Raw genomic sequence first — 19,007 nt, forward strand, 5'->3', positions numbered from 1 at the left:
GCTGTGGGCGAGTTGAAGCAATTTGACGGTTGATCGGACGAAATCTAACTTCGATCCCGTACCGATCATCGCTCGCTCGTTCGATAGCCTGGAGGGGTTTTCGCGTGCCTCCTTACGAACAGACTTCTGTCGGCATATCAGGAATTTCCGAGAATCGGCCGAAAACCTCCTACAAGGCGAGTGTTGACTTGGTCTCCCCTCCGGCCCGGCGGGCCGGACTGGCGGACCGGGGCCAGTGTTTCCTCGGCGTCAGCCTGGAGAACGGCAACTTCGCTCCGGGAAAACTCGCCGCGATGCTCCGCTGGATAGCCGGGCGGTTCCGCCGTTGCACGGTGCTGGTCGGGGACAGCATCCACCGGATCACCCTGGCGTCCACCCGGGGACTCTCGGAGGACGAGGCGCTCTCCCGGGCGCTGGCCCTGGGTGACCGCTTCATCGCCGACACCCGGGCCCTGTTCGCGGCCGAACGCGGGCGGACCGAATTCACGTTCCTGCGCTGCTCCGAAGTGCAGCGGTGGGATTCCTATGCAAAGCACCATCGAAGCCTCGCCGACTACCGCCGGGCCGACCGGAACTTCCGGGAGTCCGTCGATGCGTTCGGGCGGCGCTTTCACGCCAGGTATTCCGGCCAACTCGCCGAGGCAGAACTGGAGAGGCGGGTAGAAATGTCCGCACAGTACTTTCTGGAGGAGTCCGCGATATTCGCGTGTCTTGCCCAGGAAGGCCTTTCCGTCATGGTCTACCCCGGTTCGTTCGGCACCCTTTCCGAGATCACCGACGGGCGGCACCCGGACGCACCGGAGGAGCTGCGTCGGCTGACCGTCGTCTCGCTCGATCTGCGGAGGCGTTGACGGCGCCCCTCAGCCCGCCGGGCGCTCTGCCGGACCGCCGGAGCAGCGCGTCCAAGCTCGGGTGCCGTCAGCATGATCGGTGGTCAAGGATCGCTTCTTAAGGACTTCTTAGGAGTCCTCCGTATCACTGTGTCATGCACACAGGTACTCATGCGTCATCCTTTGCGGGCCCCGCCTGCCGGCACGTTCCGCGCGCCGTTCTCGTCCTCGCCGTGGCCACCGCGCTGGTGTCCGGAACCGTGGCGAGCGCCAGCGCCAGCTCCGCCTCGCAGCTGCGGGTGCGGGTCCACGACGGGCGCGTCGACGTGCCGGTACGCGGCGGCACCGCCACCATCGATGCGGCCACGCTGCGGGCCGAGGCCCGGACCGAGGACGGGCGGGTGGTCCTGCTGTCCGCTCCGGCCGACCAGGGGCTGGGCAGGGCGAGCGACCCGGTCAGGACGGCGAGCGGCGCGGCCTGGTCGTACCCGGAGAAGGGCCTGCGGGCCGAAGTCCGCGCCGATCACGGCCGGTTGCTGGTCACCCTCACCGGGACCGCCCCCACCGGGAGCGGCGGCGACACCTCGGTGCGGTGGCCGGTGACCGCCACCGATCCGGCCGCCGCCGAGGTCCAGCTCCCGCGCGGCGAGGGGCTGTCCCTTCCCGTCGACGACCCGTTCTGGAACTCCTCCGACGGGGCGCTGGTCGGCGAGGAGCAGGAGCTGAGCTCGCAGCTGTCCATGCCGATGTGGGGCTACACGCTCCGCGCCGGCCGGGCCGGCGTCAGCTACATCGTCCCCACCGACATCGGCACGTCGCTGACGTTCGCCTCCCAGGACGGCCGGCTGCGGGCCACGGCCGAGCACGGGTTCGCCGCCGGGAACGGCACCGGCGCGTACACCGTGGCCTTCTCCCTCACCGATGGCTCCCCGGTGGCCCCGGCCGTGGACTACCGCAACTGGCTTGCGGAGCACGGGCAGTTGGGCAGCCTGAGCGAGAAGATCAAGCAGAACCCGCAGACCGCGAAGCTGCTCGGCGCCTTCCACGCCTACGCCTGGGGCGGCGCCCGCCGGCCCGCCTACCTCGACCGGCTCAAGGAACTGGGCGTCTCCCGGCTCTGGCTCGGCTACGACTCCGACGACTCCCCGATGACGAGCGAGGACGTCAAGGCCGCCGAGGCCGCCGGCTATCTGGTCGGACCGTACGACTCCTTCGCCAACGGCCAGCAGAAGACGGACGATTCCTCCCCCAACTCCGTCTGGCCGGACGACGTCTACCCCCGGTTCTGCGTCATCAGGGCCGACGGGACGCCGCAACCCGGCTTCCACAAGAAGGGCTGCTACCTCAGCTCGCAGGCGTTCGAGCAGGCCGAGTCGCAGCAGCACTACCTGGCGGACCGCACCCGCTCGCTGGTCGCCAACGGGGCCGACAGCTACTTCCTCGACGTGGACGCGGCGGGCGAGCTCTTCCGGGACTTCGACCCCGGCCACGCGATGACCATGGACGAGGACCGCGCCAACCGGCTCGCCCGGATGCGGCGCCTGACGGACGGCTCGTACGACGCGTCCACGGGCCGGCCCGCCCCGCTGGTCCTGGGCTCGGAGTCCGCCGGCTCCTGGGCCAACCAGGTGCTGGCCTTCGACCACGGCTCGGGCACCCCGGTGGACGGGCGGCTGTGGGCGATGGAGTCCGGGCACTTCGACAACGGGCCGCAGGACCCCAAGGACGACGGCGCCTGGGGCGGCTACGCCCCGGAACAGGCCGCCGCCACCTTCTTCAAGCCGGTGCGGACCACGGACTTCAAGCCCGAGCACCAGGCCCGGGTGGCCGCCGCCCTCAAGGCGATGTACGACCCGCGGTACCGGGTGCCGCTGTACGAGACGGCGCTGCACGGTTCGCTGGTCAACGTCGAACGCTGGGAACTGCCCTTCGGCAAGCTGCCGGAGCAGAAGACCACACGCGCGCTGCTGGCGATGCTCGACAACACCCCGCTCAACTTCGTGCTCAGCGACAAGGACCCGCGCGACGGGCAGAACCTGCGGGAACTGGCCGCCCTGCAGCAGTACTTCGCGCCGCTGCACCAGGCGGCCGGCACCCGGCAGCTGACCTCCTTCCGCTGGCTGACCGGCGACCACCTGGTGCAGCGGACCGTCTTCGGCGACGGCACGCTGACCGTCACCGCCAACTTCGGCACCACGGTCCACGACGGCCTGCCGGGCGGCTGCGTGGACGCCACCGTGCGCGGACGCCCGGGCACCCAGCGGCTCTGCCCGGGTGACGTGGTCTCCTGACGACCGCGGCTGATGAACTGACGAGCTGACGAACCGGCGGGACGGGCGGCCACGCCCGCCCCGCCGCCGGTGTCGGGCGGACGCGGCGTGGTGGGTTAGCCTGCGCTGTGGCCGGGTGCGCGGGGACGACCACGGGGTGCGCACGGACCGGCCGACGAACGAATTTGGGGGGCTTCACATGTCCAGGATCATCACTGCCGCCATGCCCGCGCACGGGCACACCGCGCCGCTGCTGGCGATCACCGCCGACCTGGTGGCGCGCGGGCACGAGGTGGTCTTCCTCGGCGGGGCGCGGTTCGCCGGGGCCGCCGAGGAGACCGGGGCGCGCTTCGTCGCCCTGCCGGCGGAGGCGGATTTCGACGACCGCCGGATCAACGACTCTTTCCCGGGCCGGTCCGAACTGCCGCCCGGGCCACAGCGGTTGGCCTTCGACGCCCGGAACATCTTCATCGACCCGGTGCCCGCGCAGTACCGGGCGCTGCGCGTGCTGCTGGCGGAGTTCCCGGCCACGGTCGTGCTCGGTGACTGCTTCTTCCACGGCGCGGTGGCTCTGGCGCTGGCCCATCCGCGCGAGGAGCGGCCGGCCGTGGTGGGCATCGGGGTGTCCCCGCCGATGCTGCAGAGTGTCGACACGGCGCCCTTCGGCCTCGCGCTGGCGCCCCAGGCGGGACCGGAAGGGCTGGCCCGCAACCGGGAGTTGAACGCCGAGGCGGCGCTGCGCGGCGAGCCGCTGCGGCAGTATGCGGCCGAGGTCTTCGCCGGGGTGGGGGCCGAACTGCCGCCGGGGCCACGGGCGAACGCCGCCGTCACCGGGCCCGACCACTACCTGCAGCTGACCGTCCCGGGGTTCGAGTACCCGCGCAGTGACGCGCCGGCCTCGCTGCGCTACATCGGCGCGCTGGCTCCGCAGAGCCGGGTCGAGGCTGAACTGCCGCAGTGGTGGCCGGAATTGACGTCCGACCGATCGGTCGTGGTGGTCACCCAGGGCACCCTGGCCAATGACGACCTGACCGAGCTGCTGGTCCCCGCGGTGCGGGCGCTGGCCGACCGCCCCGACCTGCTGGTGGTCGCGGCCACGGTCCGCCCGGACGGGCCCGAGCTGCTGGCGCAGGCGCTCGGCGGCCTGCCGGACAACGTGCGGGCCGCCGGCTACCTGCCGTTCGACCGGCTCCTGCCGCACGCCGACGTGTTGATCAGCAACGGCGGCTACGGCGGTGTCCACACCGCGCTGGCCTTCGGGGTGCCGCTGGTGGTCGCGGGCGGCAGCGAGGACAAGCCCGAGGTGGCCGCCCGGGTGGCCTGGCGCGGTGTCGGCGTCGACCTGCGCACCGGGCGCCCGGGCGAGCCGGAGCTGCGCGAGGCCGTCGACCAGGTCCTGGCCGACCCGGCCTACCGCGCCAACGCCGCCGACCTGGCCGCCGAACTCGCGGCCCACCAGCCGTTGACGGCGATCGCCGAACTGGTGGACTCGCTCGGCTGACGGCCGCGGGGCGCCGCCGGGCGCTCGGGGAGATCGATCGGCCGGCGGAAGTTCCCCTGACCGTAGGCGCGGCGGGGCCCGTGCCTACGGTCGGGTCGGCGCCGCGCGTTCCGGAGGGCAGCCGGGGCCGACCTGCGGGGCCTGGCCGTGAGAAGGAACGCTGCCGGTGCTGTGGGCGATCTCGTCGTCCGGGCGGCCACCGCTCCCGATCGCGCGCGCGTTGGCGGGCGGGGGGCTCAGCGGATGCTGATGCCCGCCATGGCCCCGCTCTTGGGGAAGCCGATCGGGTCGCAGGCGCTGATGGGCTTGCCGACGGGCTGGTCGGTCGCTGCGTCGAGGACCAGCACCGTGCCCGCGCGGATCATGGGGACGTAGAGGTACTTGCCGTCCGGACTGACCACCGGTCGGCCGAGTTCGTCCTTGAGGTCGACGGGCTGCGTGACCTTGGCGCCGGTCTTGGTGTCGAAGGCCTCGATCAGGTGGTGGAACGTGTAGGTCAGGTAGAGCCGGTTGCCGTCCGGGCTGATGGCCAGCCGCATGTCCCCGGTACTGGCGAGCCCACCGATCGGGGTGCCCACCGTCCAGGCGTTGAGGTCCACCCGGGTGATCTGGTTGCTGAAGCCGGCGGCGTAGAGGGTGCTGTCGTCGGGACTGATCACCATCCCCCTGACCTTGCCGACCTTGAGCGGGTCCCCGGCCTGCTTGCCGGTCTTCACGTCGTAGCGGACGACCGTGCGGTCCACCGAGAGGAACACCACGGCGTACTTGCCGTCCTTGGTCACGGCGATGTCCCTGCCGTACTTGGCGGTGGTGATCGGGTCGCCGACCGGGTGCGGTCCTTGGTGTTGAACTTGTAGATGAGGCTGTTGTCGATGTCGTAGGTGTAGGCGATGGGGACGTCCGCCGCCTGGGCCGATGTCTGCCGTCCCCAGGTCAGGGCTGCGACCACGGCCGCGGCGGTGAAGGCGGCGGTGATCAGAGTGGCGCGGCGCAGTCGTGGCCGGGAGCGGTGTGGCGGGGGGAGTCGTCGGCCGTGCTCTGGTCGGCCATGGGGGAGGTCTTTCCGGGTCGGGAGTGCGGATCACTTGGTGGTGGTCTTCGCGGTGGCGCTGCCGGTGCCGTGGGCGATCTCGTCGCCCGGTTCGAAGACGCTCACCCCGAACTTCTTGTTGAAGGTGTCGGCGGCGCCGGGCGTGACGTCGCAGCCCACGTCGTCGGTCGTCGCGCTCGAGCCGCTGACGGTGACGTCGGAGGAGCGGTCGGGGCAGGTGAGCAGGGGGACCTTCTGGCCGTCGAGCATCACGTCGACCTCGCCGGTGGCCAGGTTCTCGGTCATCTGCGTCACCTCCACCTGCTGGCCGGTGGTCCCGTTGTCCGCGCCGGCCTCGTCGGTGGGGGTGAAGACGACGTCGTCCTGGCAGCTGACGGTGCCGGTGAGGGCGCCGTCGGGTATCAGGTTCGCGGTGCCGCCGGCGCCGGAGCAGTGGGTTTCGTCGTCGACGAGCCCCGTGGTGTCCCCGCCCTTCTGGTTCTCCTGGATGCCGGCCTGGTCCAGCGTCAGGTTCGCGCGACCGGTGAGCTGGACGTCGGCCTGGCCGTTGGACAGTGCGAGGTCCTGCTCGGCGGCGGCAGCCGCGGCGCGGGCCTGCGCCGAGGCGTGGGAGTCGAAGGTGCCGGGCGGTGCGGTCAGGCCGGCCACGGTGATCGCCACGGCGGCCGCGGAGAGGGCCAGCACATATCGACCGGTGCGCATGCTTTCTCCTGGTTCGAGGAAGTGCGGGGCAATTATCGTTCGCATACTTACAGGCCCTGCTTGGATACGCCGTCATCCCTGCGCGACGCGCGGGTGCGGAACCGGATCGGAGGAGCCGGAAGCCACCAGTTCCATTCCCCCAGCAGGCGCATGACGGTGGGCACCAGCAGCAGGCGGACGACGGTGGCGTCGAGCGCGACGGCCACGGCGAGCGCGAAGCCGATCTCCTTGATCTCCAGCGCCCGGTCGGCGAGCAGGCCGGCGAAGAGCAGCACCATCACCAGCGCGGCGGTGGTGATCGGGCGCGCGGTGCGCTGCAGCCCCAGTGCCACGGCGCGGGTGTTGTCGCCGGTGGCCAGGTACTCCTCCCGGATCCGGCGCACCAGGAACACCTCGTGGTCCATGGACAGTCCGAACAGGACGGCGAAGACGATCACCGGCAGATACGCCTGCACGCGGCCCGTCGAGGTGAACCCGAGCAGGCCCTGGGCCCAGCCGTGCTGGAACACCGCCACCGTCAGGCCGTAACTCGCCCCGGTGGCCAGGAGGTTCATCGCCACGGCCTTCAGCGGCAACAGCAGGCTGCGGAACGCGAAGACCAGGTAGCACAGGGACAGCGCCAGCACGGAGCCGATCACCCACCACACCGTCGCGGACACCTCCCGCGTGATGTCCAGCAGCAGCGCGCCGAACCCGCCGACCGCGACCGGGGTGCCCGACTGGCGCAGCGGCCCGGTCAACTCCCTGATGCGACGTACCAGTTCGACGCCCGCCGGAGAGTCCGGGGCGACGGCCGGGACGACGACCACCATGGTGAGGTCGCGGCCGTTGTCGACGGTTTGGACGACGGCCGCCTGCGGCTGCGCGCGCAAGGCATCCAGGAGCGCCGGGAGCTGGGGGGCGGGCCCGGTGGCGGTGTGCGGGACCAGGACGGTCACCTGGCCCGCCGCTCCGGCGAGCGCGTCGCTCTCCAGGACCGCCAGAGCCGCGCCGGAGGGGGTGCCGGCCAGTGCGTGGCGTCCGAAGTCGACGCCCAGGCTCAGGCCCAGGGCCGGGGCCGCGGCAGCGCCGAGCAGGGCGAGGCCGACCAGCAGGTAGGGCACCGGACGCCGCATCAGGCGCCGCGCCCAGCGGGCCCACGGCTGCCCCTCCGCATCGCCGACGTCCTGGCGGGCCGGACGGCGGCCGGGCAGCGCGCCGCGCCCCAGCCAGGAGACGGCCCCGGCGAGGCCGGCGGGCAGCAGGGTCAGCGTCGCGGCCAGGACCACGGCCGTCACCGTGCAGGTCCCGGCGGTGAGGTCGCGGAAGACCCGGGAAGGCAGCAGCAGCATGCTCGTCGCGGCGGCCGCAACCACCGCGCCGGAGTAGCAGACCGTCCGGCCGCTGGTGGCCAGCGCCCGGCCGGCGGCCTGTTCCGGTGGGGCGCCGGCGGCGATCTCCTCCTGGAAGCGGACGACGACGAACAGCGCGTAGTCGATGCCGATGCCGAGCCCCACCACCGTCACCACGGTCACCAGCAGGGTGTCGGGACGCAGCGTCGGATCGATCAGCCCCACCGCGGCGATCAGACCGAAAGTGAGCGCGATGGCGGCGCCGGCCAGCGCCACCGGGACCAGGGCCGCGCCCACCGTGCCCAGGCCCAGCAGCAGCACCACCAGGGCCAGGATCACGGCGACGCCCTCGACATCGCGTAGATCGGCGAGTTCGACGGAGCGCAGGTCGTCGTTGACCGGCGTCCTGCCGACCAGGGCGGCGCTGACCGCGCCGTCGCTGAAGTGCTGCGCCACCCGCCCCACCTGGGCCTGCTGGGCGCCGATCCGCTCCTGGCGTCTGCTCTCGTCGCCACCCAACCCGACCAGGGCGTAGGCGTTGTGAGGATCGTGGCGCAGCCGCGAGAGGGCGGCCATCAGCGCGCCGACATCGTCCGCGGGGGGCGAGGCGGCCGCCTGCTCGGCGGTCGGGAGCACGGCCACGGCCCGGACGCCGTGCTGGTGGCGCAGCGCGGCCGCGGTCCACGCGACCGTGTCGGCGTAACGGGGATCGGTGGCATCGAGCTGCTCGGAGTGGAACACCAGCAGGAGCTGCTCGGATCCCAGCAGCGGAAAGCCCCTGGCGGCCAGCCTGTCCGCCCGCACCGACTCCGATCCGTCGACGCGGACGACGGGAGCGCGCAGCGAGTACAGGAAGTGCGGCAGCAGCCCGATCGACGCGGCGACCGCCAGCAGCCAGACACCGCAGACCAGCCCCCGCCGGCGCGCCGAGAACACGCCCAGCCGGTACAGGAGGGGAGGACGCGACAGGGGGCCCGGCGCCTGCGGCGGCGCGGGTGCCGGTTGGGTGGGTACGGGTTGGGTGGGTGCGGGCTGGGTGGGGAGTGTGACCTCGTGGGCGCTCACGGGCGTACCGCAACTGCGGCGCCGACCGGCGGGTGCAGCAGGCTGCGGACCAGGATCGCCGCGGTGCGCGGTGCCGCGGTCCAGGCCTTGGCGCCCACCGCCTGGCTGCCGCGACGCTCGACCCGGTCCAGCGGTGCGCGCAGCAACGCCGCTCCGGCCTGCAAGGCCGCACGGCTGGCCGGGTGCACCAGGTCGAGGACGTCGAGGCCCTCCTCCCACAGCTCCCGTGCCCGCGAGACCTCGAAGCGCAGCAGCTCGCGCACCGCGGCACTGCTGCGCTCCGCGGCGATGTCGTCGCAGGTCAGCCCGAAGCGCTCCAGGTCCTCCAGCGGCAGGTACAGCCGGCCCATCCGCAGGTCCTCGGCGATGTCGCACACGATGTCGGTGAACTGCGCGGCCTCCCCGAGCCGGGTCATCGCCTGCTCGGCGGCGGGTGAAGGATCCTCGAAGACGCGGAGCAGGATCCGGGCCGGGGCGCCGCCCACGGCCCGCAGATAGGGCCGGAGTTCGGCGAACGTCGGGTAGTGGGCCGGGGACAGGTCCATCCGCAGGCCGTCCACGTAGGCCATCAGGTCCTCGACGCGGATGCCCCGGCTGTGCACCGTGTGCGTCAGCGCACGTGTGATCGGATCTCCCGCATTACCGTCGCCACCGCCTTCGAGAGCTGCGGTGAGGTGTTCGGCCCACCGTTCGAACTCTTCGGCCCGGCCCGGCCGGTCACCCCCGTCCACCAGCTGGTCGGCGTGCCGGCCGAACGCGTACGCCGCCCACAGGTGCGGGCGCACCGCCGGCGGCGCGCAGCAGCTCGCCGCCCAGTAGGCCCGCTCGTCCACCGAGATCAGCATCCGCCGGCAGAACTCGTACGATTCCCGCAACGTGTGATCGGTGATGCCGGCCCGGTCCAATGACCAGCGGTCCAAATACAACGGAACTCCTACGGCGAGTGGTCGGACTGCCGCTCCGAGCCGGCGGCCGCACATCTCCTGAAGGGCCGTCCGGGTGCGGCCCCGCAGGTGGGGCGCCGAAGCGGGCTCATCGTCGCGCAGGTCGATCGGCGTGGATTTGATGACACGCCGTCATATCACGCGACCGGCCTCCCCCCACCCGGCCGCACAGAGCTGGATTCAGTTTGTCGTCTTATCGCCCGCTGGTCCGATTCCACCTGTGCAGGAACGGGCTCTTCCGTAAATGCGCCCGATGGGCAGAAAGTGAACGAAGTGACTTGATTGTGCGTCAATTGACTTTTCCCCCCGGCGATTTGCTCGATACGGCCCACGGCATTGCCTGTCCGACAATGCGCTAACCTCGTCCTGGCGTGATCACATGCCGATCTCGAATTGGGGGGAATCACATGGCAATCGGACGACGGCAACTCCTCACCTCCGTCGCGCTCACCGCCCTCGCCGCGCCCGTCCTGGCCAAGGGGACCGCGACCCGCGCGGCTGCGGCCGTGGGGGCGGCCGCGGCCGCAGCCTCCGGGCCGCTGTTCCTGCAGGTCGTCGCGCACGAGGACGACGACATCCTGTTCATGAACCCGGACCTGTCCAACGCGCTCGCCAACGGCACCCCGTCCGTCACGGTGTTCGTCACCGCGGGCAACGCGACCGGCGACCCGTGCGCCACGTCCTGCTGGGACACCGCCGGCGAGCCGCTGCGCACCTGGAACCGGCAGATGGGCGCCATCAACGCCTACTCCCGGATGACCGGGGTCGGCGACAACGACCCGGCGACCGACGAGGTCGGGCACTGGACGGCCGAGGCGTGGACGGTCGCGGGCAAGCAGGTCGAACGGTACGTCCTCAAGGGCCGGCCGGTGCACCTGATCTTCCTCAACCTGCACGACGCCGGGCTCGCCAACGTGCTGAACGGCGGCACCGACACCACGGTCGTCCCGGTCGGCAGCCCGCTGTCCGGGCCGTCGACCTACACGGCGGCGGACGTCGTCGAGGTGCTGCGGCAGCTGATGGTGACCTACCAGCCGACCGTGCTCCGGGCCCAGGACGAACTCCCGGACAGCCGCTACTCGGGCGACCACTCGGACCACGTCTCCGCCGCGAAGTTCGCCGGCCAGGCGGCCCTGCTGTACGGCGGCCCGCTGATCCAGGTGAACTACCGGGACTACAACATCAGCGACTCCCCGGTGAACCTCGACCCGGCGACGACCGGCGCCAAGGGCGTGTTCGTCTCCGAGTACGCCAGCCACGACCACTCGGGGAACTACTCCGACGCCTGGTACTCCCGGATGTACTACCGCTGGTCGCGGGGCACCTCCTGGGCCGGGCTGAACCAGGACGGCCGACCGCAGGTCTTCGTCGTCCGGGCCGGCGCCCTCTACACGTACTGGCGTCAGGCGGACGGCAGTTGGGGCGGTCCGGTGCGGATGGCCGATCCGGGCGGGCGACTGGCGTCGGGCATCGCGGTCGGCACCAACGCCGACGGCCGGCTGGAGGTCTTCGCCCGCCGCCTGACCGATCACCACATCATCTCCCTGCCCCAGGGCACGCCCAACGGCTGGTGGTGGAACAGCTGGGCCGACCACGGCAACCCCAACACCGGGCTCGGCAACGAGGACCAGGTCGGCGTGCCCGTGGTGGCCGGCAACCAGGACGGGCGGCTGGAACTGTTCGTCAAGAACGGCGGGGGCGGCCTCAGCAGCATCCGGCAGACCACCCCGGGCGGGGTGTGGACGGGCACGTGGACGGACCTGGGCGGCACCGACCTTCAGGACCCGGTCACCGCGATCCGCAACGGCGTCGGCGCGATCGAGGTGTTCGCCAGCACCCGCACCGGAGTCCTCGGCTGGCGGCAGGGCGCCCCGAACGGCGCCTTCGGCGGCCCTGGCCCGATCCCCGGAGCCCGGCCGGCCAGCCCGCCCAAGGCCGCGCTCGACCAGGACGGCCGCATCGAACTCGCCTACCGCGAGGCCGGCACCGGCGCGATGCTCGTCAGCTACCAGACCCGGCCCGGCGGCGAGTGGAGCCAGTCCCCGGCCCCCCTCGGCGGCGACGGGGGAGTGGGCGAGCCGGCGGCGGCCACCGCCGGCGGACGGGTCGTCCTGTTCGAGCGCAACGGCGGCGGCGGCGTGAGCACCACCGCCCAGACCGCCCCGAACTCCGGCTACGGCGCCTGGCAGGACCTCGGCGGCACCGTCCTCGACTACCCGGCCGCGCTCGTCGACGGCGGCGGTGTCCTCCACGTGTTCGCGATCGGTTCGGACGGCCGCGTCTACTACCGCGCGGGCACGACGCCCACCACCTTCGGCGGCTGGCAGGGCCTGCCGGTCTGACCGTCCCGCCTCCGCCCCGCTCGGGGCCCGGCTCCGGCTGGGCTCCGAGCAGGGCCCCGAGCGGGACGCGGCCGTGTGCGGGCCGTCGCGTCTGCCCGTGGCGAATCTGCGGCGGGCAGAGAAAACGCATCCGGAGGTCTCCCGAGGTCAAGAGTGGAGTCGAGGGCAAGCCCGCCTCGACACCTCGACGCCTCGACACCTCGACACCTCGGCATCTCGACAAGGAGACCGGATGACTCCCCTCACCACGCTCGCGCCCCGCGCGGAGGAGGGCGGTACGCCGCCCAGCCGCTTCGACGACCACCTCGCGGCGCAGCTGCTCGCCCAGCGGATCGTCCTCCTCGGCACCCAGGTCGACGACGTGTCGGCCAACCGGGTGTGCGCGCAGCTGCTCCTGCTGTCGGCGGAGGACCCGCGCACCGACATCGGCCTCTACGTCAACAGCCCCGGCGGGTCGGTCACCGCGGGGCTCGCCATCTACGACACCATGCGGCTCATCCCGAACGACGTCTCGACGCTGGTGATGGGGTTCGCCGCCAGCATGGGCCAGTTCCTGGTCACCGTGGGGGCGCCCGGCAAGCGGCTCGCGCTGCCGAACGCGCGGATCATGATGCACCAGCCCTCGGCGGGCATCGGCGGCACCGCCTCCGACATCGAGATCCAGGCGGAGAACCTCCAGTTCACCAAGAAGGCCATCGAGCGGATCACCGCCGAGCACACCGGGCAGAGCGAGGAGACGATCGCGCGCGACGGCGACCGGGACCGCTGGTTCACGGCCGAGCAGGCCAGGGAGTACGGGATCGTGGACCGGGTGGTGGAGTCGGTCGCCGACATCCGCCCGGCCGCGTCGCGCCGACGGATGGGGCTGTGACATGGGGTCGTACACGGTTCCCTACGTGATCGAGCGGACCGCGCAGGGCGAGCGCTCCTACGACGTCTTCAGCCGGCTGCTGAACGAGCGGATCATCTTCCTCGGCACCGAGATCGACGACGGGGTCGCCAACGTGGTCATCGCGCAGCTCCTGCACCTGGAGTCGGAGAGCCCGGAACGCGAGATCTCGATCTACCTCAACTCGCCTGGTGGATCGTTCACTTCGCTGATGGCGATCTACGACACGATGACGTTCGTGCAGGCGCCGATCTCCACGTTCTGCGTCGGTCAGGCGGCGTCGACGGCGGCGGTGCTGCTGGCCGGCGGAGACCCCGGGCGGCGGTTCGTGCTCCAGCACGCGCGGGTGCTGCTCGGCCAGCCGGCCAGCGGTGGCCGGCAGGGGACGGTGTCCGACCTCAGCCTCGCGGCGAAGGAGATGGTCCGCACCCGCTCGCAGGTGGAGGAGGTGCTGTCCCGGCACACCCGGCACGACGTGGCGACGCTGCGCGCGGACATGGACCGGGACAAGGTGTTCACCGCCGAGGAGGCCGTCGCCTACGGGCTCGCCGACGAGGTGCTGAGCCGACGGCTCGCGTTCGGCTGACTCCGCGCGGCCGTGGCCGGTACGGCGGGGTGCACCACCGTCGTACCGGCCGTCGGCCGGGTCAGGCCAGGTCAGGCGGCGAGGCAGAGCCCGTCGTACTGCCCCGTGGGCGACGTGCGGCCCCGGTCCAACCGGCTTTGGCCCACCTGACTGCGGCCCACCCCGCTCCGGCCCACCAGGCCTCGGCCCGTCTGGCTCCGGGTGTGTCGGGTCAGCTCGTCCTGGGCGAGCGAGAGCAGGTCGGCGAGGCCGAGTCCGAGGGCGCGGGCGGCGGCCGCGAGGACCTCGGAGGAGGCCTCCTTGCGCCCGCGCTCCAACTCCGACAGGTACGGGATCGAGATCCGGGCCGCCTCCGCCACGTCCTTCAACGTCCTTTCCTGGGCGAGCCGTTCGCGGCGCATCGCATCGCCGACGAGGTCGCGCCACAGGGGTTCCCTCGGCGCGGGCGCCGGCGCCGGTGGCGCTCCCGCCGGCCGCTGCGGGGCGCGGGTCGCCCCGCCGGAACCGGGCGACGAGGTGTGCGGGCGCAGGGGGATGACGCGGGCTTCGTTCGGCGCATGAGTGCTCACCCCTCCAGCCTAGGGATCCGGGGCGTCGGGGGAAGGGAGTGGCGTTCTGCCCTGGGTGAAGCCGTCCGGGCCGCCCGGCCGGGCCCGTGGCCGTCGAACTCGCCACGGGCCCGGCCGGGTTCCGCCACGCGTGCCGTTACGCGTGCCGTGCGCCGCGCCTGCGCGCGACCACGACCAGCACGCCGCCCGCACCCAGCAGCGCCGCCGCACCGGTCACACCGAGCGGCAGCACGCTGCCCGCCCCGGTGGTCGGCAGCGCGCCGCCGGGCCGCTCATCGGGCCAGGACGGCCCGGCGCTCGGCGACGGCGGCGGGGACGCCACCGCCGCCACCGCCACTGCCGAGGACGACGACGGGCCCGGCGACGGGCCCGGGGTCGAGACCGCACCCGGCGGCGACGACGGGGCCGCGCCCGAACCGGCCGACGGGAGCAGCCGGTTGACGACCGTCACCGTGATCCCGTCGTCCAGGGTCTCGCAGGTGAGCACCAGCGGCCCGAAGACCGCGATGGCCGGCGCCGCGTAGCCGTCGGGCGGGCTCACCTCCACCCAGTAGTACGTTCCCGGCCCGACGACGATCCGGCAGATGCCGTCCGCCCCGGTGACGCAGGGATCGCCGACCGGCGAGTCCTTGTGCCCGCCGGTGGTCTGCGGCCAGCTGGGCCCGCCGTTCCAGCGCCACAGCTGGAACGTCGCCCCGGCCAGCGGTTTGCCGTCCTGGTCGTGCTTGACCAGGGTCAGCGTGCCCTCCTGCGGTCGGAAGCCGAAGTCGAAGGTGTGGTCGTCCTGGCCCGGCCCGCCGGTGGTCAGTTCCCGCTCGGCGTACGTTGCGCCCGGCGGGACGACGCCCTTGGAGTTGATGAACGGGTTGTCGCCGACGTCGTGCCGGGTGGGCACCCACTGGTACAGCGGGCCGCCCTGGGCGAAGTCGGCGGGGTTGTCCAGCCGGATCGTGTACTTGGTGTGCGGCTTGAGCCCGCCGTCCACGTTCGAGTCGTCGAAGTAGTACTCGCCGCGCGCCGTCGTCCGCGCCGTGCCGACGAGCTTCCCCGGCCCGTCGTACAGGTGGACGGTGGCGCCCTCCACCGGGCGCTGGCCCGGCTTTTGGATGCCCTTGTGCTCGGTGTCGTACCAGACCCGGTTGCCGATCTGCAGCGGCGCCTGGTCGCAGAGCACCTCCAGGTCGCCCATCGAGGCGCCCTTGCCGAACGGCGCGGGCACGTTCGCCGGGTTGAGCCGCAGGCCGAACGCCGGGTCCTGCTTGCCGTCGCGCTGGACGAACGACGTGCCGTAGCCGAAGGCCGTGCTGTTGGGGTCGAACCCGGAGGTCCCGATGGTGTTCTCGACCTTGGACAGCGCCATCCCGGCGTAGGCCGCGTTGTGGTGGACGCCCATCCGGCTGGTGTCGAAGAAGCGGGCGCCCCGGGGCGAGAGCCCGCAGCCGGTGTTGGCGTCCAGCACGTAGGTGCCGCCGCTCAGGCAGGCCTTGTTCAGGTCACCGCCCGACAGCACCTCGCCCACCGCTGCGCCCGACCCCGACTGGCCCGTCGCCCGGTCGGCCATGCGGTCGCGGAAGGCCAGCAGCATCGAGCCGTCCGTCTCGAAGCCGACCTCGCCCAGCTCCGGCTCCGGCTGGGCGCGGAAACCGGCGCAGGTCTGGCCGTTCTGCGTGGTCGGGTAGGTGTTCGTCCACGGGAACCAGCCCGCGCCGTCGCACGGGCCCGAGCCGACGGTCGACTGGCGCGGGTAGTCCAACGGCTGGTCCAGCACGGCCGTGCGGAACCGGCCGGTGGCCAGGTCGAAGGGCAGCACGACCGCCCGCAGGTCCGAGGCCTTGCCCGTCGACTCGCCCGAACAGACACCGCCGAGGTAGCCGACGCCGTCCTGGAGGCCCAGGCCGAACGGCCGCCAGTCCCCGGCCGAGGCGCAGCCCGGGTCCGGGATCGGGTAGACGCCCCTCGGCTGCGCGGCCGTCGGCGCGGTCGCGTCGTAGCGGTACAGCGTGCGGGTGTTGAGGTTGACGACGAACAGGTCCTGGCCGTCGTTCGTCACCTTCAGCCCGCCGAGGCTCTCCTTGCCCGGCGCGACGAGGAACGCGTCGTCCGTCCCCGGCCCGTGCGCCGTGCCGCCGGCGTCCGGGACGGTGGTGAACAGCGTGGTCCGCCCCTGCGCCGGGTCGGTCACGTAGATGCCGCCGGCGCCGCCCGGACCGTAGTCCGTGGTGCGCTTGGCCGACGCCGAGGAGAACACCCGCCGGTCGGCCTTGTTCCACGCGATGCCGTAGAGCGTGCCCGTCTGCGCATCGGTGGCGAGGTTCGTGACGTTGACGTCCACGCCGTCCTGGCCGCGCGCGCGGTACGGGAACGACACCAGCGTGCGCTGCGCGCCGCCTCCCAAGGTGGTGTTCTGGCAGGTCGTCACCAGCGGCGCGTTCTGCTGGCAGTAGTCCCCCGGGTACCACAGCCCGGTGGTGTACGAGACGTTCTTGCCGCCGGAGAGGTCGACGAACTCCTCGTTGGAGCTCAGCTGGTTCGGCGCGCCGTCCAGCCCCTGCCGGGAGGCGAACGCCGGGAACAGCACGCCCGGCCTCGGATTCACCACCTGCACCCGGTACGTTCCGCCGTGCTCCCGGCTCCGCGGCGGCGCCAGCGTGACCGTCCCGTCGGCCCCGGTGGTGCCCTCGACGCGGGCCCGCTCCTCGCCGGTGAGCGTCACCTTCACGCCCGCCAGCCCCGGCTCCAGCGCGGGCGTCCACACCCCGGAGGAGTCCACGGCCCGGATCACCCGGACCGTCACCGTCCCGTCCTCCGTCTGCGAGAACGCCGCCGGCGCCGTCAGCGCCCCGCCCCCGCACAGCGCGGCGGCGAGCACCGCGGCCCGCGCGACACCCTTCCTTCTCCTTCTCATCCCCACCTGATCCCCACTCTCATGGTCGGCGGACATCTGCCCGATCCGGACAGGACCCCCAGAAGAGCGACAACCGGTCGTCCACGTCCTGGTTTCGGGGCGCATTCACTGGTGTGTGTGACAGATGAAGGGCAGGAAATCGCATCAAGTTCGGATACGACCGCACAAGTTCGCATACCGCAGGAGAAATCCCGACGCCCCCTCGGAAGGGCTCTCCCAGCGCCGTGAGCCCGAGGACCCGGCGGTCGAGGTGGTGCCTCAGCCCGCGGCGGGGAGGCGCCGCGACCAGGCCGTGCGCGTGACCGGCAGGGCGGCCACGCTCAGGGCCAGGAGGGGGACGAGGGCGCCGAGAGCCGGCGCGCCGAGCAGGCCGTGGAAGATCCGCCTCGTGCCGGCGACGGCCAGGAGGGCGCTGCCCAGCGCGGTGGCGAGGACGAGCACCGGCGCGTACTTCGACCCCCGCCGCAGGTGGCGTGCCGCACAGACCCACGACCAGACCGCCACCGCGGCCGCGACGAGGATCAGGAAGCCGGTGAACCCCTCGACGAGGCCGTTGAGCTGGGATGTCTCCTCCTCGGCGGCGCCCCACTGGTCCCGGGGCGGCAGCGGGCTGCCCGGAGAGGGGCGCAGAGCCAGTACGTAGCAGGGCGCGGCGCCCCAGAGCCACGCCCCGGCCAGCATCAGCCGAGCGGGCAGGAGTCGACGGGCGGGGGGTGTGCGTGGTGCAGGCATGACGGGTCACTCCGGACGGAAGAGGCCTGTGGTGGGGACGGATCGAGCCTCACCGATGCGGCCTGACCACCGCATGAGTACGGCTACTCATTCCGCACAGGTCGGCGCAGGTCCGCACAGCGGGCGGGGCGCCGTGGCGTTCCCGCAGCCCACTGCCGAAGAGGCGGGTGCCTCGCCGTCGTTCCGGTACCCGGCCGCCGTCCTGCCCGGGGGGCCATTAGGCCTGAAAGTCGCTATCCGAAGCCGGTGATCAAACCGTAGGAATGGCTCCACGGCCTGACCGGCCACCCACCCGCGATCAGAAGGAGCCCTCACCCATGATCCGTCTTCGCACCTGTATGACCATCGCCGGCGCCGCGGCGATGTTCGCCCTGGCCGCCGCGCCCGCGCAGGCCGCCCCGGGCGACGTCACGACCTCGTGCGGAAGCGTTCTGACCCCGGCCGGCTTCGTCGACGTGAGCTGGGGCTACAGCAGCAGTTGCGGCACGCAGAGCTTCAGCCCGAACATCAAGCAGATAAAGCAGCTCACCGGACTGCCCGTCGGCACCGTGGTCCAGGCCTGCTCCACCACCTACCCGCCGGCGGGCTGGGTCCAGACCGGCTCGTACTACACCAGCAGCTGCGTCGCCTGGTCGAACCCGAGCTTCAACAACAACGCCTGGCAGCTGAAGCGCGTCTCCTGACCGGGCGACTTCGGTAGGCCGGCACACCCGCAGCCCTCCCTCGGGAGCGGGGTGCCCGGCCGTCCGGTCCGTCGTCCGGTCCGCCGTCCGGGAGGTGGTCCCGGACGGTGCCCGAGGGCCGTCGGACCGATTCTGCTCGGGGCGCGCTGTTCCTTGTGCGCGCCCGCCGCGGCCAGGTGCGCGCCTTGTGGCCGGGTGAGCCGCCGATCGGTCCCTGCGCTGGGTGTCGGCCCGTCAACCCACTGGAGGAACCGATCATGCGAAGCTCCCGTCTCGCGCTGTTCCTGGCCCTGGCCGCCGTAGGCGCCGCGACCCTGGTTGCCGCCGATGTCGCGCAGGACGAGCCGATCCGCTCCGTCAGCCTGCCGGTGCTCCGCGACCCGCAGGCCCAGCAGAAGCTCCGCCGCGTGACGGACCCGGTGCAGGACTGGGCGGAGTCCGGCGACCTGGCGGACGCCGCCCACGACTGGTCCGACTTCCTGCTCCGGAGCGGCTGAAAATAATCGGTGGGCAGCGGGGGAGAGCCCGGCTACGGTGAACACGTCGGCGGCTCCGCGACGCGCTTCCTTCTCCACTCCTCCTCGACACCTGTAGCGCGTCCCCTCTC

General features: G+C 72.4%; 16 protein-coding genes. 8 read left to right on the forward strand and 8 right to left on the reverse strand.

What is annotated here, in order from left to right:
* Positions 1–104: 104 nt before the first annotated feature.
* The 3 genes from A6F73_RS36435 to A6F73_RS36445 all read left to right on the forward strand — a co-directional run bounded on the left by A6F73_RS36435 (position 105) and on the right by A6F73_RS36445 (position 4,601).
* Positions 105–851, forward strand: coding sequence for a tRNA-dependent cyclodipeptide synthase (locus tag A6F73_RS36435; protein ID WP_159398724.1), 747 nt, complete (start codon positions 105–107; stop codon positions 849–851).
* A 212-nt stretch (positions 852–1,063) separates the two neighbouring features.
* Positions 1,064–3,121: a glycoside hydrolase gene (locus A6F73_RS36440; RefSeq protein ID WP_063352597.1), complete on the forward strand. Its 2,058-nt coding sequence runs from the start codon at positions 1,064–1,066 to the stop codon at positions 3,119–3,121.
* A 178-nt stretch (positions 3,122–3,299) separates the two neighbouring features.
* Positions 3,300–4,601, forward strand: coding sequence for a nucleotide disphospho-sugar-binding domain-containing protein (locus A6F73_RS36445; protein ID WP_063352598.1), 1,302 nt, complete (start codon positions 3,300–3,302; stop codon positions 4,599–4,601).
* A 236-nt stretch (positions 4,602–4,837) separates the two neighbouring features.
* Here the strand turns inward: A6F73_RS36445 and A6F73_RS36450 are convergent, their stop codons facing one another.
* The 5 genes from A6F73_RS36450 to A6F73_RS36465 form a co-directional block, all read right to left on the reverse strand.
* Positions 4,838–5,383: a hypothetical protein gene (locus A6F73_RS36450; protein ID WP_063352599.1), complete on the reverse strand. Its 546-nt coding sequence runs from the start codon at positions 5,381–5,383 to the stop codon at positions 4,838–4,840.
* Entirely contained in the window at positions 5,380–5,550 is a 171-nt protein-coding gene (locus A6F73_RS41990; RefSeq protein ID WP_159398725.1) for a hypothetical protein, read from the reverse strand. The genes A6F73_RS36450 and A6F73_RS41990 overlap by 4 nt, the downstream gene beginning before the upstream one ends.
* A gap of 132 nt (positions 5,551–5,682) precedes the next feature.
* On the reverse strand, positions 5,683–6,354 hold the full coding sequence (locus A6F73_RS36455) for a hypothetical protein (protein WP_159398726.1): 672 nt from the start codon (positions 6,352–6,354) through the stop codon (positions 5,683–5,685).
* 47 nt (positions 6,355–6,401) lie between these two features.
* A complete protein-coding gene (locus tag A6F73_RS36460) occupies positions 6,402–8,750 on the reverse strand; it encodes an MMPL family transporter (protein WP_079136572.1) in 2,349 nt (782 codons plus the stop codon).
* Entirely contained in the window at positions 8,747–9,625 is an 879-nt protein-coding gene (locus A6F73_RS36465) for a phytoene/squalene synthase family protein (protein WP_159398727.1), read from the reverse strand. The genes A6F73_RS36460 and A6F73_RS36465 overlap by 4 nt, the downstream gene beginning before the upstream one ends.
* 476 nt (positions 9,626–10,101) lie before the next feature.
* Between A6F73_RS36465 and A6F73_RS36470 the strand changes: the two genes are divergently transcribed.
* From A6F73_RS36470 to A6F73_RS36480, 3 genes are all read left to right on the forward strand, one after another.
* Positions 10,102–12,036: a PIG-L family deacetylase gene (locus A6F73_RS36470; protein ID WP_063352602.1), complete on the forward strand. Its 1,935-nt coding sequence runs from the start codon at positions 10,102–10,104 to the stop codon at positions 12,034–12,036.
* Positions 12,037–12,268: 232 nt separating this feature from the next.
* A complete protein-coding gene (locus tag A6F73_RS36475) occupies positions 12,269–12,907 on the forward strand; it encodes an ATP-dependent Clp protease proteolytic subunit (protein WP_063352603.1) in 639 nt (212 codons plus the stop codon).
* A 1-nt stretch (position 12,908) separates the two neighbouring features.
* Positions 12,909–13,511, forward strand: a complete 603-nt coding sequence (locus tag A6F73_RS36480) for an ATP-dependent Clp protease proteolytic subunit (protein WP_063352604.1) — start codon at positions 12,909–12,911, stop codon at positions 13,509–13,511.
* A 71-nt stretch (positions 13,512–13,582) separates the two neighbouring features.
* Here A6F73_RS36480 and A6F73_RS36485 read toward each other — a convergent pair whose 3' ends face one another.
* From A6F73_RS36485 to A6F73_RS36495, 3 genes are all read right to left on the reverse strand, one after another.
* Positions 13,583–14,080, reverse strand: coding sequence for a helix-turn-helix transcriptional regulator (locus A6F73_RS36485; RefSeq protein ID WP_063352605.1), 498 nt, complete (start codon positions 14,078–14,080; stop codon positions 13,583–13,585).
* Between the two features lie 136 nt (positions 14,081–14,216).
* Complete coding sequence (locus tag A6F73_RS36490) at positions 14,217–16,985, reverse strand: SpaA isopeptide-forming pilin-related protein (RefSeq protein ID WP_244293833.1); 2,769 nt, start codon at positions 16,983–16,985, stop codon at positions 14,217–14,219.
* A gap of 258 nt (positions 16,986–17,243) precedes the next feature.
* Positions 17,244–17,717 (reverse strand): hypothetical protein, encoded by a 474-nt coding sequence (locus A6F73_RS36495; protein ID WP_159398728.1) that lies wholly within the window; start codon positions 17,715–17,717, stop codon positions 17,244–17,246.
* 317 nt (positions 17,718–18,034) lie between these two features.
* On the opposite strand from A6F73_RS36495, the gene A6F73_RS36500 reads away from it, so the two are divergent.
* Positions 18,035–18,400 carry a hypothetical protein gene (locus tag A6F73_RS36500; protein ID WP_063352607.1) on the forward strand — a complete coding sequence of 122 codons (366 nt, stop codon included), beginning with the start codon at positions 18,035–18,037 and terminating at the stop codon, positions 18,398–18,400.
* Between the two features lie 257 nt (positions 18,401–18,657).
* A complete protein-coding gene (locus A6F73_RS36505) occupies positions 18,658–18,897 on the forward strand; it encodes a hypothetical protein (protein WP_063352608.1) in 240 nt (79 codons plus the stop codon).
* Positions 18,898–19,007 lie beyond the last annotated feature (110 nt).

The sequence above is a fragment of the Streptomyces sp. MJM8645 genome (assembly GCF_001625365.1).
In the GTDB taxonomy this organism is placed as follows: Bacteria; Actinomycetota; Actinomycetes; order Streptomycetales; family Streptomycetaceae; genus Kitasatospora.

Bases quoted from the DNA above. Each gene is read 5' to 3' on its own strand.
- A6F73_RS36445 (WP_063352598.1), top strand. From the start codon at position 3,300: ATGTCCAGGATCATCACTGCCGCCATGCCCGCGCACGGGCACACCGCG.
- A6F73_RS36455 (WP_159398726.1), bottom strand. From the start codon at position 6,354: ATGCGCACCGGTCGATATGTGCTGGCCCTCTCCGCGGCCGCCGTGGCG.
- A6F73_RS36470 (WP_063352602.1), top strand. From the start codon at position 10,102: ATGGCAATCGGACGACGGCAACTCCTCACCTCCGTCGCGCTCACCGCC.
- A6F73_RS36475 (WP_063352603.1), top strand. From the start codon at position 12,269: ATGACTCCCCTCACCACGCTCGCGCCCCGCGCGGAGGAGGGCGGTACG.
- A6F73_RS36480 (WP_063352604.1), top strand. From the start codon at position 12,909: ATGGGGTCGTACACGGTTCCCTACGTGATCGAGCGGACCGCGCAGGGC.
- A6F73_RS36490 (WP_244293833.1), bottom strand. From the start codon at position 16,985: ATGAGAAGGAGAAGGAAGGGTGTCGCGCGGGCCGCGGTGCTCGCCGCC.
- A6F73_RS36495 (WP_159398728.1), bottom strand. From the start codon at position 17,717: ATGCCTGCACCACGCACACCCCCCGCCCGTCGACTCCTGCCCGCTCGG.
- A6F73_RS36500 (WP_063352607.1), top strand. From the start codon at position 18,035: ATGATCCGTCTTCGCACCTGTATGACCATCGCCGGCGCCGCGGCGATG.
- A6F73_RS36505 (WP_063352608.1), top strand. From the start codon at position 18,658: ATGCGAAGCTCCCGTCTCGCGCTGTTCCTGGCCCTGGCCGCCGTAGGC.